The sequence below is a fragment of the Halobacteriovoraceae bacterium genome, assembly GCA_020635115.1.
Lineage (GTDB): Bacteria > Bdellovibrionota > Bacteriovoracia > Bacteriovoracales > Bacteriovoracaceae > JACKAK01.
On sequence record JACKAK010000011.1, the window covers coordinates 1 to 14,722 of the forward strand.

Annotated in this window: 16 protein-coding genes; 12 read left to right on the top strand and 4 right to left on the bottom strand. The window is 32.3% G+C overall.

Translation table 11 applies throughout. The features are described 5' to 3' along the window. Positions 1 to 30 precede the first annotated feature (30 nt). The 4 genes from H6622_15895 to H6622_15910 all read left to right on the top strand — a co-directional run bounded on the left by H6622_15895 (position 31) and on the right by H6622_15910 (position 4,260). On the top strand, positions 31 to 1,056 hold the full coding sequence (locus H6622_15895; GenBank protein ID MCB9063005.1) for a hypothetical protein: 1,026 nt from the start codon (positions 31 to 33) through the stop codon (positions 1,054 to 1,056). 114 nt (positions 1,057 to 1,170) lie between these two features. After that, complete coding sequence (locus tag H6622_15900) at positions 1,171 to 1,980, top strand: hypothetical protein (GenBank protein ID MCB9063006.1); 810 nt, start codon at positions 1,171 to 1,173, stop codon at positions 1,978 to 1,980. Positions 1,981 to 2,060: 80 nt separating this feature from the next. Then, entirely contained in the window at positions 2,061 to 2,441 is a 381-nt protein-coding gene (locus H6622_15905; GenBank protein MCB9063007.1) for a nucleoside triphosphate pyrophosphohydrolase family protein, read from the top strand. 220 nt (positions 2,442 to 2,661) lie between these two features. Next, positions 2,662 to 4,260: a hypothetical protein gene (locus H6622_15910; GenBank protein MCB9063008.1), complete on the top strand. Its 1,599-nt coding sequence runs from the start codon at positions 2,662 to 2,664 to the stop codon at positions 4,258 to 4,260. A gap of 18 nt (positions 4,261 to 4,278) precedes the next feature. Here H6622_15910 and H6622_15915 read toward each other — a convergent pair whose 3' ends face one another. After that, positions 4,279 to 4,944 carry a deoxynucleoside kinase gene (locus H6622_15915; GenBank protein MCB9063009.1) on the bottom strand — a complete coding sequence of 222 codons (666 nt, stop codon included), beginning with the start codon at positions 4,942 to 4,944 and terminating at the stop codon, positions 4,279 to 4,281. Positions 4,945 to 5,108: 164 nt separating this feature from the next. Here H6622_15915 and H6622_15920 point away from each other — a divergent pair, with 164 nt between their 5' ends. Genes H6622_15920 through H6622_15930 form a run of 3 tightly spaced genes read left to right on the top strand, consistent with a single transcriptional unit; the run spans position 5,109 to position 7,886 of the window. Further along, positions 5,109 to 5,624, top strand: coding sequence for an NAD(P)H-dependent oxidoreductase (locus H6622_15920; GenBank protein ID MCB9063010.1), 516 nt, complete (start codon positions 5,109 to 5,111; stop codon positions 5,622 to 5,624). Beyond that, positions 5,617 to 6,675, top strand: coding sequence for a hypothetical protein (locus H6622_15925; protein MCB9063011.1), 1,059 nt, complete (start codon positions 5,617 to 5,619; stop codon positions 6,673 to 6,675). Before H6622_15920 ends, H6622_15925 begins: the two co-directional genes overlap by 8 nt. 5 nt (positions 6,676 to 6,680) lie before the next feature. Next, positions 6,681 to 7,886: a threonine ammonia-lyase gene (locus H6622_15930; protein MCB9063012.1), complete on the top strand. Its 1,206-nt coding sequence runs from the start codon at positions 6,681 to 6,683 to the stop codon at positions 7,884 to 7,886. Here the strand turns inward: H6622_15930 and H6622_15935 are convergent. Beyond that, the gene (locus H6622_15935) at positions 7,883 to 9,169 is read right to left on the bottom strand and encodes a hypothetical protein (GenBank protein MCB9063013.1); all 1,287 of its coding nucleotides are present in this window, start codon (positions 9,167 to 9,169) and stop codon (positions 7,883 to 7,885) included. The genes H6622_15930 and H6622_15935 overlap by 4 nt on opposite strands. 453 nt (positions 9,170 to 9,622) lie before the next feature. Between H6622_15935 and H6622_15940 the strand changes: the two genes are divergently transcribed. The 4 genes from H6622_15940 to H6622_15955 all read left to right on the top strand — a co-directional run bounded on the left by H6622_15940 (position 9,623) and on the right by H6622_15955 (position 12,253). Next, positions 9,623 to 10,135: a hypothetical protein gene (locus H6622_15940; protein MCB9063014.1), complete on the top strand. Its 513-nt coding sequence runs from the start codon at positions 9,623 to 9,625 to the stop codon at positions 10,133 to 10,135. 7 nt (positions 10,136 to 10,142) lie between these two features. Continuing rightward, the gene (locus H6622_15945) at positions 10,143 to 10,613 is read left to right on the top strand and encodes a DUF309 domain-containing protein (GenBank protein ID MCB9063015.1); all 471 of its coding nucleotides are present in this window, start codon (positions 10,143 to 10,145) and stop codon (positions 10,611 to 10,613) included. Positions 10,614 to 10,700: 87 nt separating this feature from the next. Then, on the top strand, positions 10,701 to 10,907 hold the full coding sequence (locus H6622_15950; protein MCB9063016.1) for a hypothetical protein: 207 nt from the start codon (positions 10,701 to 10,703) through the stop codon (positions 10,905 to 10,907). 77 nt (positions 10,908 to 10,984) lie between these two features. Beyond that, positions 10,985 to 12,253, top strand: coding sequence for an acetyl-CoA C-acetyltransferase (locus H6622_15955; protein MCB9063017.1), 1,269 nt, complete (start codon positions 10,985 to 10,987; stop codon positions 12,251 to 12,253). A 24-nt stretch (positions 12,254 to 12,277) separates the two neighbouring features. Here the strand turns inward: H6622_15955 and H6622_15960 are convergent, their stop codons facing one another. Further along, positions 12,278 to 13,033, bottom strand: coding sequence for a sulfite exporter TauE/SafE family protein (locus H6622_15960; protein ID MCB9063018.1), 756 nt, complete (start codon positions 13,031 to 13,033; stop codon positions 12,278 to 12,280). A 70-nt stretch (positions 13,034 to 13,103) separates the two neighbouring features. Next, positions 13,104 to 13,721: a Crp/Fnr family transcriptional regulator gene (locus tag H6622_15965; GenBank protein ID MCB9063019.1), complete on the bottom strand. Its 618-nt coding sequence runs from the start codon at positions 13,719 to 13,721 to the stop codon at positions 13,104 to 13,106. Positions 13,722 to 13,822: 101 nt separating this feature from the next. Here H6622_15965 and H6622_15970 point away from each other — a divergent pair, with 101 nt between their 5' ends. Continuing rightward, the gene (locus H6622_15970) at positions 13,823 to 14,680 is read left to right on the top strand and encodes an MBL fold metallo-hydrolase (GenBank protein MCB9063020.1); all 858 of its coding nucleotides are present in this window, start codon (positions 13,823 to 13,825) and stop codon (positions 14,678 to 14,680) included. Positions 14,681 to 14,722 lie beyond the last annotated feature (42 nt).

Sequence of the window (14,722 nt, forward strand, 5' to 3'; positions counted from 1 at the left end):
CATCAAAAACAATTCTCTTTATGGTGTTATATGTCTTTAAGAATAATTCTTCTGCTATTAATTATTTTACCTTCGATAAATTTATTTGGAACTGAAACCAAAGTTTGCGAGTCTCTCATTTTGAATTTTTCACAAGTTGGCCTTGCAAAATCTATTCAATTCACTTCTAAGTCTTGGGATCATATAGAGGGTGAATTTTCAGGAAATAAAATTAAATCTGGCCTACACACATTTCAGGGAATTCAAAAACTCTCAAATTTGAACCCTGAAAGCAAAGTTGTGAGTCTCAATGCAAAGTCTTATCAGGAATTTAAAGATGCCATTAAAAATATTCTAAATGAAAAAAATCACAAAAATACCATTTACATATATGAATTTGAAGAATCAAGTGCAATTGCAGCTTTTATTCCACAACAAATGATGAATTCGAAGGCCAAAAGCGCAACTTATATTTCTGCTGTCTCTGGAAGAGGGCACTATTTAACTAAGTCACTTTGGCCTAAAAAATTTACTAAAATAGATATTGAAAACTCTGTCAGAAATGCTTTACGGGAAGGATTTTCAACTTCACTAAGGAGAGATCAAATCCTTATAAAGGCCAAAAATGGAATAACTATCGAAGTTAAAAAAGATACATTTGAAGTGATCACTGCCTATCGGGAAATTGATCAAATTTGGCTAGGAGAAATTTTAATGAAATCTGGCCTAAATTTAGAACATGATTTGTATGAGATCTTTTTAGATATTAAAAATTCTAAATTTGAAAATATAGATGAAGTCGACTGGCTTCTCTCTGAGGCCTATGGAGATGCATTTATTGATATTACTCATAATTATAATGAAGTTCTATTGGCCATAGTCTCGTTTAGCTTAAACCAACATGATCATGAATCTTATATTATAGTCAAAAAAGCTTTCACTAACTATATTATGAAACAAGACCTTGACGCGAGAGACTTACTATTATTAATAAAATATAAATTTGAAGATGGCGGAATTGCTGTTTGGGATATATTTGAGGAAGAAGTCCAAATCTATCCCAAAGATCAAACCTGAACATATTAGAAATATTCTACGTTAATGAAAATATTTTATTTTATAATCACAATATTTATTCTAAATAACTCCTTTGCTGGTATCTTTGAACAAAAATGTTTAAGGCCAGTTTATATGTTACTAGAACCCCTAACAAAAACGAAAAATATTGCCTACAAAGAGTGGAATATAAGTAAATCAACTGAGCTTCTCATCAAAGAAAATTTCTCTGAAGATTTTGAAGATGAACTTCAATATAAGCTTCTGTTTGATTTTTTAGTTAAAGAAAGAAATTTAGATATGGGCCCTTGGGGGCAGAGGTTCATGAAAAAAGTTATTCAAGAGGCCCTCGAAACAGATAGTGAGTTTATGAAAAATATTGGAATTAAAACCTTGAATGATTTCAATGGGCCATTCTATGATCAATTAAAGAATAGAGTTGCGATAAATGGTGAAGGAGAAGGAGTAGAGCGTTTAAATGCTGCAATTCACGAATTAGAACATGCTTTCGATAGGAATTCGAATTTTAAACGGTTTTTTTTCTATGATATCTTTAATATTCTTAATGCCCTTTCTTTTATAAAAATGCCTATTGCATCTATCCTTCACACAAGAATTGAGTCACAGGCCATAGGAGCTCAGTGGGAATTTGTAAGTAGGATCCCCCAAACACATAGACAAAAGTTAATTGAAAAATACACTTATGAACTTACCAATTTGAATCAGTTTCAATCAACAAAGATTACAGATGACAGAAGTATTAGGGAGTTACTCATTTTCTCTTTGATGAATGCTGGACTGTCAAAAAGTGATTACATTGACAGAATGCTTGTCTACCAAGGACACTATTTTGAAATGATCATTTCCACACATTTAGAAAACGGATTTGGACTACTTGATATTCCCAACTTATTATTATACTTGGTTTTATTCTTACATCTATGAATATCTCTCAATTTATTGCTTCTTGTATTGCTGTATGAAGAAACTCATGCCAATGTCTTTCTTTTTACAAAGGAGAACTTATGAATTCTAAGGAATATATAAACAACGCTGTGCGCACGGAGTCTCGTGATTTTGAAGCAATTGGTAAGAGACTTAGCGAAGAATCAAATATTCGCTTATTGCATGGAGCAATTGGACTCGCAACAGAGTCGGGTGAGTTTCTCGATGCTTTGAAGAAACATATTTATTATGGGAAAGAATTGGACCGAGTAAACTTAGCTGAAGAATTAGGTGATCTTTTTTGGTATATGGCCATTATTGCTGATGAGCTCGAGGTTAACTTTGAGCCAATTATGTCTACAAATATTGCTAAACTAAAGGCCAGATATGGGGAGAAATTTTCAGAGCAGGCTGCAGAAAACAGGGATCTTAAGACCGAAAGATTAATACTAGAGCAATAGTTGTCTTATTAAAGTTCCAAGTTAAGTTATTGAAAAAACATTATTTAAATGTTCACGGATAAACAGATTTATTGAACATAGATGGTTGTCATGTTTTTGAGGCATCTAGAGTTCTAGGATGTAGCAATATAAAAACGTATTACCAATAAGTTAGAACTCTATTCTCATGTTTTGATAATAGGGATTCTCCAGGACTTATAATTGAGTTCTGGAGAATTATATGCAGGTAGATAGATTTCTAATTATCCTAATGACACTTGTTTTTCTAAATTCGTGTCAAATTGGAGAAGACACTTTAGATACTTCTACTGGGAATCCATTAACCTCTCTTGCACAATATTTAGATGTAAACAATGATAAAAATGTCCAATTTTATGAGGCCTATACCCAAGACTTGAAGGCCGCAGAATATATTTCAAAAGAAATTCCTGTTGAGAGTGATTTGAATTTAATAGACTTCAACGGGGATAAAATATTTTCACAAGAAGAATATGACTCTATTCAATTACAAAGAGAAGAAATTTTTAAGCTCCAAGACGGGGAAATAGATTGTACAACAGAACAAGTCGTTGAAGAATTTGCTGAAGTTACAAATAACTTTTTATATTATAATCCATTTTGGGCCGGAATTGTGGTTGAGAGGTCTCTCAGGGCAAAATGTTTGTCTACAAATTATAATGGCCTGCTTTTTAAAGCATTAAGATTGATAGATCGTAATAGAGATTCATATATTGATGAAGATGAATTTCACCAACTTTATGGGCAACAAAAATATTCAAAAAAAGAAAGTGCTAATCTTTGGAACTATGATTATTCTGGAGAACTAAAAAAAACAATTTTTCATAGTAATGATTTATATGTTTTCTCTGAGGATTTAATAAGCTTAGTGAAAGCTCATCAGAATATTTTTAAATCTGCTTCTAGTGATGATGGACTTAGATATATAAATCAATTTTTAGCAGACAATAAAAACTTTTATGAAGATGTTATCAAGTCGTACCAGAAATTAAGAAGCCAGGTTTCGCTTTTTGACACTGCTTTTGCTAATCGATATACGATAATGAATTATTCACTTGAAGATTATCCTGAATTTAAAAAATTTGATTTAAATGAAGATGGCCATTTTACATTTGTCGACAAGTTTGCAATTGATTTTGTAATTCAAACTAAATATTTTGATAAATTTAAAGATTGTCATTATGTGGAGTGGAGTGACCCTATTCCTTGGATTACAGTGAATAAAGTTTGTAAAGAAGACGAAGATACTTTAATTAAAAAATTTAAGATAGAAAACAGAACAAGTGTTCTTGATAGATTATCAAATGAAACGAAAAAAGAGGAGTTTATCAAGTCATATAAATTTTTAATAAATTCAATCGTTATTTCAAATTTAAATAAATATGACTATAAGTATAAGTATGTTGAGTATCTTACTAGAAATTGTGGCGATGTTTCAAAAGATTTATCAATAGAGTCTAGTTTTAAGGAGCTCATAGATTTGTATATGAATCTTTCAAGGTTGATTTTTGATGGGGGCGAAAAAAAAGAATACATTATGAATTGTTTTGATTCAGCAATTGAAATTCATACTTGGATAAATTTGGCCCATTATAGTCTACCCAGGCTAAAAAATGACCTTAATCTTTTAAGAAAATCCTGGAAGGAACTTTTTCCCAATGACAATTCATTAAAGCGAATTGAAAGTGAGATTCTGGAACTGACCTTTTCTCATCCAAAAGCACTTAAAATTGCAGATGAAAATCAACTGAGCTTGTTAGATTTGCAAGAAGTAATCTTAAAAGATCTATCGGAAAAATAGTATTTTAAAAAAAATCACTTATTGCAAAATTGAGCTGGAACTTTCAGATATTAGAGGAGATCTTTGGTATAGATGGGTGTTTGGAAGTTCCTCTTTGAGTTGTTCGACGACAAAATCAACTGGCCTAAATTCATTCCAATCTAGCTCAATAACCCTGCTACCTTTATCTTTTAAGTCAATCATTAACTCATGGTACAACTGATCTAGTCCTGTTAGATAACTTAAGGGGATATCCGATTCACAATTACGACTACGCATTTTAATATTTTCATAGGTCCTTGTGGGATCATTTTTTAAATAGATTGTAATATGTGGAATCATTAAATTTCTGAGCATCACATTTCTCATTTTATTATAGTTATCAAAATCTAAATCACTCATATTCCCATCAAGCCAGTTTTTTTTAGCAAAAATATAATCACCATAAATTGATCGATCATAGATACAAGATTGCCCTGTTTTCCAGATATGTGTAATCCCCTCAAGGTGAAATTCATATCGATTTGACATAAGATAAAACTGCATAGGTAAAGCGTAATTTTTTGGATCATTGTAGTACATCTCAAGATATGGATTTGTTTCTACAGGTTCATAAAATGGTTTTATTTTTAAAGCTTCAGAAAGCTGTCGTGTTAATGTCGATTTTCCTGCTCCAATATTTCCCTCTATGATGATCATTTTCATAAGAATCCTTTATTTTTACTTTTAATTAAGCAAATTATTTAACATAGAGAAGCAATAAAATAAATTTATATTAAAAGATACGCAGATTTGATGTTTTTTATTACCTTTTTTTCTGGATCAAGTTACACTTGTTATTGAAATAAATTTAACATAAGTGAGGAATTTTGAGCAAACTCTTAATTATTTCCGCAACAAAGGGTTCAAATTTAGAACTTTCTAAAAAAATTTGTAAAACAGCTGAAAAAATTTTTCATTCGACAGAAGTCATTAGTTTAGAAGATTTCAAAATTCCACTCTATACTCCATTGGAAGAGAATAATGGAATCAATGAAGATGTTCTTCACTTGTATGAAAAATTACGAGAATGTAGTTCGATTGTTTTATGTGCTCCAGAATATAACGGAAATATTCCTCCAATTGTAAATAATGCTATCTGTTGGATCAGTCGTGCATCTGAAAATTGGCGAGAAGCATTCAATGGGAAGACAGCTGTGATTGCGACTTCAAGTGGGGGGACAGGATTTAAGTTTCAGTTATCAATGAGAATGCAATTAGAACATCTTGGATGTGTTGTGCTACCAAGAACAGTTGCTGTTGGTGGGGGAAAGGAGTATAATGCGAAGTCTTGTGAAGGCATAATGAAGCAACTTAATTTGTTTTCAGGAAGAAAAAATGAATAACAAAAAGAGTGTATACTATTACAATTTATTAAAATCCCATGAAATAGAATTTAATAAGAATTATAGTTACCTAATTACTCGGATTTTAAATGTTCAGTCAATGTATACTATTGGAAATCTAGAACTTGAAAATGTGAGCAAAGAAATATTGGATGCTTTTAATAAAAATGAGAGCTTTGTAGGAATTGATCGTATTTGTCTTTGTATTTCTGATGATTTTTCAAAGAAATTATCAGTTATATCTTCAGCAAACTCTTTAAAATTAACAGAGAATAAAATGATGGCCCGTTATCAATGCTATGTGGCCCATGAGAGCTCGCTTTATAACCTCTCTCAGGGGGATTTTAGGTCATATAGTGATATAGATCAAATACTTAAAACATATGATGAAAATTCAAAACCTTCTCAAAAATCATTGATAAGACTCAAGGAAATGGGGGTGAAAAGTGGCCTAACACTAAGATTTAAAATTGATGAATCTCATAGCGGTTTTATTTTTTTAAATTCATCCCATACACAGGTTTTTAATGTATTAGATGATGAATTTTTTTCTATGCTATATTTGTTAAAATCTGTAGTAATGTTAATTATTCTAGAAAGTATTTATAAGAATGAAAAATATCTAAATATCACAGACTTTTTTGTCAATGATAGACTTCTTACAAGATCAAAAGTTAATTTTGATATTATAATGAATGCAATTCAGGAGTATTATAATTTTCATTATTCTGAAACTAAAATTAAAGGTATAGGAAGTTTAAATATAAGCGCATTAAATTCAAATAATATACTTTTAAAAGAATTATTTCATCTAATAGATCTCAATCCTAATTTATTGAATCTTACTCAACTCGAAGTTGAATTGAGTATTGTTGCAAATAAATTAAAAATTGAAATTAGATATGAAGAAAAAATAAAACTATATATATCTAAACACACACTGGGAAAGAGATTTTTTGGTGTTCATTTGTCCATTGAGGAAAATGGATTTGTTTTAAGTATTCCTATTGAAATATCAAAAAAAGAAATGTTTCCTTATAGTGTGGAGTAAAAAAAATGCGATTAGAAGATTTTCAAAAAACCGCAAAAGATCTCTCTGAGTATATAATTTCAACGCCTACAGTTTATTCATCTGTTTTCTCAGAGCTGGCCAAGTCTAAAATATATCTCAAATTAGAAAATTTGCAATTGACTGGATCATTTAAGATTAGAGGGGCCTTAACCAAACTCAATCACCTCTCTCAGAGCGATTTAGATAAAGGGATCCTGGCCGCTTCTGCAGGAAACCACGCTCAGGGGGTTGCCCTGGCCTCACGAATCAAGGGGGCCAAATGTACTATTGTCATGCCGGAAACAACTCCCCTTTCAAAGATTCGGGGGACTCAACGTTTAGGAGCAGAAGTAATTCTTTGTGGTAATACTTATGATGATGCCTTTAATAAAGCAATGGAGTTACAAACACAAAAAAATTATACGTATGTGCATGCTTATGATGATGAATCCATTATCCTTGGCCAAGGAACTGTTGGTCTTGAAATTATTGAACAGTGCAAAGGTGTTGACACGATTATTGTTCCAGTTGGGGGAGGAGGATTGATTTCTGGAATTGCTAAAAGTGCAAAAATGCTCAACCCTAATTTAAGAATTATTGGGGTAGAAACTGAAAGCGCAATCTCTTTGAAAAAAAGTATTCAAAGAGGACAAAGAATGCCTACTGAATTAAAAAAAACCATGGCCGATGGGATTGCTGTTAAGCAAATAGGTGAAGCAAATTATACAATCTTAAAAGAACTATTGGATGAAGTTGTTACTGTCACTGAACTAGAAACAGCAAATGCGATTATGCGCTTACTTGAAACTGAAAAAATACTGGTTGAAGGAGCAGGGGCGGTAGGTATTGCAGCAGTTATAAATGATTACATTTCAATGAAAGAAAACGAGAAAGTTGTTTGCGTGATTTCAGGGGGAAATATAGATCTAAACTTTCTGTCTAGAATAATTAATAAGGGGATGGAAAGTGATGGTCGATTGTTTCAGTTCAAAGTTAAAGTGCCTGATGATCCTGGTATATTAGCTTCAATTGCCAAGTTGATTGGACAAAAGGGTGCCAATATTCTTGAAATCAATCATCAACGGGTGTTCTCAAATACAAGACTAAATGAAACGATTTTGAGTTTCAACTTGGAAACCAAAGGTTTTGACCAGGTCGATGAAATTTTAAATGAAATTAAGGCCCAAGGATTGGAGCTCATGACAAATTAGGGCGCTAAAGTTACAAAAATAATCTCATTAGCGCCATGGACCTTGAGTTGCGAATAAAGTAGTTCTCTCATGAGACGTGTTGAGTTATTTCCCAAAATGAGTAAAATGTTTTGACCTTCTATTGATTTGAAATATTTTTTCGAAAAATTTACTGACCTAGAAAAAAGTAATTTTTCGGAATCAGTCCCTGGACTTGCACCATAGTGCATAGTTTTTTGTGTGAACTGATCTAACATGATCTCGGAGAGATTTAGATTTAATTTCTTGTTCATGTATTCTAATAACTTCCATTCTATAGTTCTGACTTGCTCAAGACGTTTCATAATATATTTATCAAAAATTGGAGTTATAAATACGGAATGAATTTCATGATTTTTAATGAATTGAGAAATTTGTTTATCGAATTGACCTGAAGATAGATCCTCATACTTAATTTGATTCTCAAATATGGAGTGTATACTTTGATCTTGTTTAAGTTGAGAATATTTACTAGAAAAAGAAGACAGACCATATTTAATAGACCAATCAATTAGTTTTGAGTAAAGATCTAATTCATATTTATTCACAAACTCATGCAATTCAACTGATTCTAATTTTCTTGATGGTTTGGCAACAGATGAAGCTCCTAGTGTTACAAGATCCACACCAGTTTCTAAGTAAACGTTTATAGCAAATTCTTCTAATAACTCTTGATAGCTATGAGTAAAAAATTGGTTAAATCGAGAATATTTTTTTTCAAAAGGGTGAGAAGTCACAAGATCAAAATGTTTACTTTTTACAATGATTTTATCATGTTTTAATATTTGAAAATGAGGATTATTTTCAATTGTTCTTTTAAATATCGGATGTAAAAAATTATTAGAAAAGAATTGATTTTGATTTATTTCTTTTTTGTGAATTAATCTAAGGCCCTCTCCAACTAAATGGCGAGCAAAAACTCTAAAATCAACTCGTTTTAAAATCGCTATAGCGTTTGCATAATCAACATCTTCGGCCCTAAAAATGGTAGAATTCCTACTTGGATCGAATAAAATCTTACTGCCACTTTTTTCGATGGCCTCTAAAAACATACTCTCTTTATCCATGAATTCTATTTTTTTTTCACCTAGAATAGTAATAGGCTCATACTCTTCGTGAATTACATTTTTGGCATCTATTATGTCTTGAGTATTTTTTTGAAGTGACCGAGGAATTGGTAGATGGTTTGAATCAAAAAAAGACAGAGGGATTCCAATCGAGTTGTAGTGAATCGCTATTTCCAATTGATCTTCTTTCGTACTCATTTTGGGTTCACAATCACTTGCATATAAGGAAGAGAGAAAAAAGAAAATACAAAGTATGCAAATCATAAATACGGCCCTAGATAATATGAAAAAAGGGGAATATACACACTTTTCTGACTTGTTCAAATAACTTTGATATTTAAATGTAGTATTCGTGAAATTGTTCTAGATCAATTTCTCTAGTGGTAAACAGTCGATATTTATTTTAATTTTAGTGAGAGTCATCGCCTGGTAAAACAACATCTTTATCAAAGGTAGAATTGGCAATAATAATTGAAACTGGTAAACTGGCCCAAGTAGCAACTAAAATTAAGGCCATCCATAATTCATCACTCATATATAACCCTTTTTCATTATCTTAATTTTGGAATTTTGATTAATATTTATAGAAAATCATTATATGTTTCAAGAAATAAAATGAAAATATGATATATTTTGCTGGAAGGAAAAACTATGAATATCAAAGAATACGATAAACAGCAATTAACAGCAGAAATAAACTCAAAAATTTGTTTAGATTTTGGTCAAGATAAAGGATTTCAGGAATATATCTCATTTTTACTCATGAATTATGCATATCGTTATTTTGATTCTGAAAACGAAACTGAAATTAAACTTATCAAGGAAAATGGTTTTTACTTTGCAAAGTACTCTGAAACCAAATGGTCCAAAATATTGAAGCTGAGCAACTCAGATATTTTACCTATTCTCAAACAGGCCGCAAAAAAGAATCCAAAAGGTGTTGGCACAAAAGTCGTCTATTCAATTTTTATTCAAGATTGTGAAATTTCTGAAAAACAAGGAGAAATTGATTTTGGAATATCTTGGAACTGGAATAATCCAAGTTTTGATAGCAATAGTGAAAACGAATTTGTTAAAATGCATAATTTTGAATACTCCGATAGAGTTTACTTTCGTAACAAATTTCCAAAAGCATTAGATGATCTATGCTCTCAATTTGTGTGAGTCACATTTGAAAAAATATTCTCTTCAGCAACTTCCGCCTTATCGTTTTATTCCGGGTATAAATCCACATCCTTACAAAGAAAAGCAAGGATACAATTATGGAAAATCAGAACCAACGTTTGTTGGTACAACGAAACAATTTTATAATGAAGAATTTTATAAATTTGCTCTAGATCTTTTTAATAATGGCCATTATTGGGAAGCACATATTTACTTCGAGTCTCTTTGGAACTCTTTCGGCAGGAAGGGCCAGCAGGCAGATTACTTTAAAGGACTCATTCAACTTTGTGCTGCTGCAGTCAATTTAAGTCAATTGAAATATGAAATATTTATAACTCAATTTAAAAGAGCAAAAGAACTACTGACCCATTTGCCATTAAAATTCCATGTATTTGAGTGGCCAGAGGAAAATTTTGAACTAGCAATTTTACAAAACAGATCTGTGATTTATAGTTTTCTGAAAATATATGGCCCGTAAAAAGAAGCAATGCATATAGCTTTGTCTACTAGAGGGCCCGTAGAATATGACATCGCAGTTAAATTAACTATTTCAAGGAGAAGGAAAATGGCCAAAAAGAGTGCCCCAAAAAAGAAAGAAATGTTATTAGTTGGATCTAAAACAAAAGAGGCCCTAAAAGGAAAAGGATACAATGTATCTTCTGACACAATTGAAGCTTTAAATGAATATGTTTATTGGTTAGTTGATCAGGCCCAAAAAAAATGTCAAGCAAACGGTCGTAAAACTATAAGACCATACGATATTTTAGCGTAATTTTTTAAATTTTTTCGGGCCGTTTTTATTGAGCATATTTTTAGAAACGGCCTCATCTGTGTTTTTTTGGAGTTAATATGGATATTAGAAAGGTCGCAATCATAGGTGGAGCTAGAATCCCTTTTTGTAAAAGTTCAACAATTTATTATGATTCAAGTAACAAAGAAATGATGACGGCCACTTTGAAAGCATTAAGTCGAAAATATGATCTGAATAAACTTCAAATTGATGAGGTATGTGTTGGCGCAGTATTAAAAAGTTCTAAAGATTTTTCTTTGGCCAGAGAGTCGGCCATAGATGCAGGCCTTGGCTGGGATGTCACAGGCATAGATATACAAATGGCCTGCGGAACTTCTCTTGCAGCAGCTGCGAGTATTTTTGGAAAAATTGCCACAGGCCAAATTGAATGTGGAATTGCCGGAGGTGTAGATTCTAGCTCAGTTGTTCCAATTGAATTTAAGCAAAGTTTTGCAAATCGATTAGTTCAAATTTCAAAGGCCACAAACTTGGGTGAACGTTTAAAAATTCTAAGTGGTTTCAGACCTAGTGAACTTACTCCTTCTATTCCTTCCATTAAAGAACCTCGAACAGGTCTATCAATGGGGGAGCATTGTGAGTTGATGGCCAAAGAATGGAATATTTCAAGAGAAGAACAAGATCAGTTCACCTTAGATTCACATCATAAATCGAATAAGGCCTACGAAGAGGGCTTTATGGACGATCTCGTATTTGAATTTAAAGGTATAAAAAAAGATAACTTAATACGTCCAGGTGGTACTCTCGATAAATTGGGTAAACTCAAACCTGCATTTGATAAATTGCATGGCACTTTAACTGCTGCAAATAGCTCGGCCTTAACTGATGGTGCTTCTTGTGTTTTTTTGTGTTCAGAAGAATATGCAAAAAAACATAATTTAGAAATACAATCATATTTAAAATTTGTTCAAACTGCTGCTGTCAATTACAAAGAAACTGATGGACTTTTAATGGCCCCTGCCTACGCAGTTCCTAAAATGCTTGGTAAGCTTGGACTTACTCTTCAAGATTTTGATTTTTATGAAATTCACGAGGCCTTCGCTGCTCAAGTACTTTGCACATTGAAAGCATGGAAAGATGAAAAATTCTGTAAAGAAAAATTAGGTCTAACTAGTCCTCTTGGAGAGATAGACCTGGCCAAACTAAATACTAAAGGGAGCTCACTTTCTCTTGGTCATCCCTTTGCAGCAACAGGCAGTAGAATTTTGGCCACAACATCAAAATTATTGCATGAAAAAGGTTCAGGTAGGGGACTCATTTCAATCTGTACTGCTGGCGGGATGGGAATAACTGCTGTCGTTGAAAAATAACGGAGATATCAATTTGATCAAAAACTAAAAAAAGACTGTTCTATTCTTATAGAGAATAAGTATGGCCATGATGATCAGAAAAAGGCCAAATAATTTTTTCAATTGTTTCTGTGGGACAAAGCATGTGAGCTTTGTCCCAATAACAATTCCAATTGACGTAAAGATAGTAAATTTACCTAAGAATTTCCAAGGAATTTCAACAGTCCCTAAATAACCTACAAAACCTGAAAAAGAATTTAGTGCAATGATAAAAAGGGAGGTTCCGATGGCCTGTTTCATTGGAATTCTAGCAAGTAATACCAGCGTTGGTACAATCAGAAAACCTCCTCCAACACCGACTATGCCTGTTACAACTCCCACTAGAAACCCTTCTAGTAAGATGAAAATAATCGGAAAAGATGAATCTCTAATACTTTCTTCAGAATCTTTTTTTTCTTTAAGCATAAAATAAGAAGCAAGCATCATAATGATGGCAAATGCAATGAGTTGAATTTCACCAGTTAACAGAACTGCAAGTTTGGCCCCTAAGAATGTTCCAAGCATTGCAATTGGAGCAAAAATGAAGGCAACTTTAAAATTTACATTTCCGGCCCTTAAATGGGTAATTGTCCCTATTAAACTCGTCAAACCGACAATTGCCAAACTTAAAGCGATAGACGTTTTAGGGGGCATATTAAGAATATAAACAAGTATGGGAACAGTGAGAATAGATCCACCGCCACCAAGTAATCCTAGTGATAAACCGATAAAAGAAGCAAATAGGTAGGCAATCATTTCCATAATTATTCCCCTTTTTAGTTATCATTAGAATAGTTGACTGAAGAATTAAATACTTTGATTTTGATCAAATCTATATAAAACTTGAGGCATAATTTAATAAATCCTCAGTGCTTTCAATCAAAATATTGCGACCTATTTTTTTTATTAAATTTTCTTTCTCCAACAATGATAGTACTCTTGCAACTGTTTCCGTTTTTGTTCCTGAATATTCACCAATTTCTTTACGTGTCCATCTGTGGTTTGGATGTTTAGTTTTTAAGTATACTAAGGATTCAATTATTCTGGTTTGAGCTTTTTTGCCAGTTGAATCTCTTAATCTTAACTCTGCGGCCTTTAATTCTTTGGCCAAAATTTCTGTCATTTTGAGTAAAATATCAGGTTGTTTATGTATAATTTCATAAAATCTTTCTTTCGACACAAAGCAAAGACGGGTTTCATCCAAAGCAATAGTTGTACTGTGATATGTTTCATTGGCCAGCATTGTACGATGGCCAAAAAAATTATTTGGGCCAAAAACTCTAAGTAGTGACTCTTCTCCGTTTGGCAAAATGTTTACAAGCCCAACAATTCCACTTGTGATACAGTATAGTCCTTCAGGTTTTGATCCTTCGTGATAGATTATTTGACCTTTTTTATAAGTCTTAACTATTCCACACTCTTTGATGAAAGGGCCAAAGTTTTTATTCATTCAGATTCCCCCTAGTACTCAAAATTTGATATTTGATGGCCATCATAGTTTAAAAACAATTATCTATTTAGTATAGTTTTAGTAGGAGCAGGGAGGATATTATGAAAGTTCAGGAGTTTTATGACGCTAGTACATACACATTAACCTATATAGTCTACGATGAAGCTACAAAAGATGCGATCGTTATTGATCCAGTATTAAACTATGAACCAAACAGTGGAAGTTATTCTTTTGAATCCATGCAAAAAATACTGGATTTTATGAAAGGAAACGAACTAAATGTACACTTTATAATTGAAACTCATGCTCACGCTGATCATTTAACAAGTTCATATTTCGTGAAGTCTAAATGGCCAAATGCCAAAGTTGCAATAGGAAAAAATATTACGAAAGTTCAATCAGTCTTTAAAGATGTATTTAATCTTAAAGAATTTATTCCTGATGGTTCTCAATTTGATGTTTTATTAGCAGATAACGAAGAAACAAAGGCCGGAAATCTTAGTTTTAAAACCATATTTACTCCTGGACATACACCGGCGTGTACTTCTATTTTAGTTGGAGATGCACTCTTTACTGGAGATACTATTTTTATGCCAGATTATGGTACTGGAAGATGTGATTTTCCGGCCGGAAGTGCAGAAGATCTATATGAATCTATCACTCAAAAAATCTATACTCTGCCAGAAGATACTCGAATATTTGTGGGGCATGATTATTGTCCCAATGGGCGAGAGCTGGCCTTCCAAACAACTGTAGGGGAATCCAAAAAAAGTAATATTAGGCTTACATCGAACACCACAAAAGAAGAATTCGTTAAATTTAGATCTGAAAGAGATGCAACGTTGAGTGCACCTCGTTTACTTTTACAAAGTATTCAAATAAATATACAGGCCGGGAAACTACCTGAGGCCGAAGATAATGGGATGAGATATTTAAAATTGCCTTTAAAAACCGAATGAGTTTACATTTGCATTAATTGTATAACTTTATATAAAAGGAAT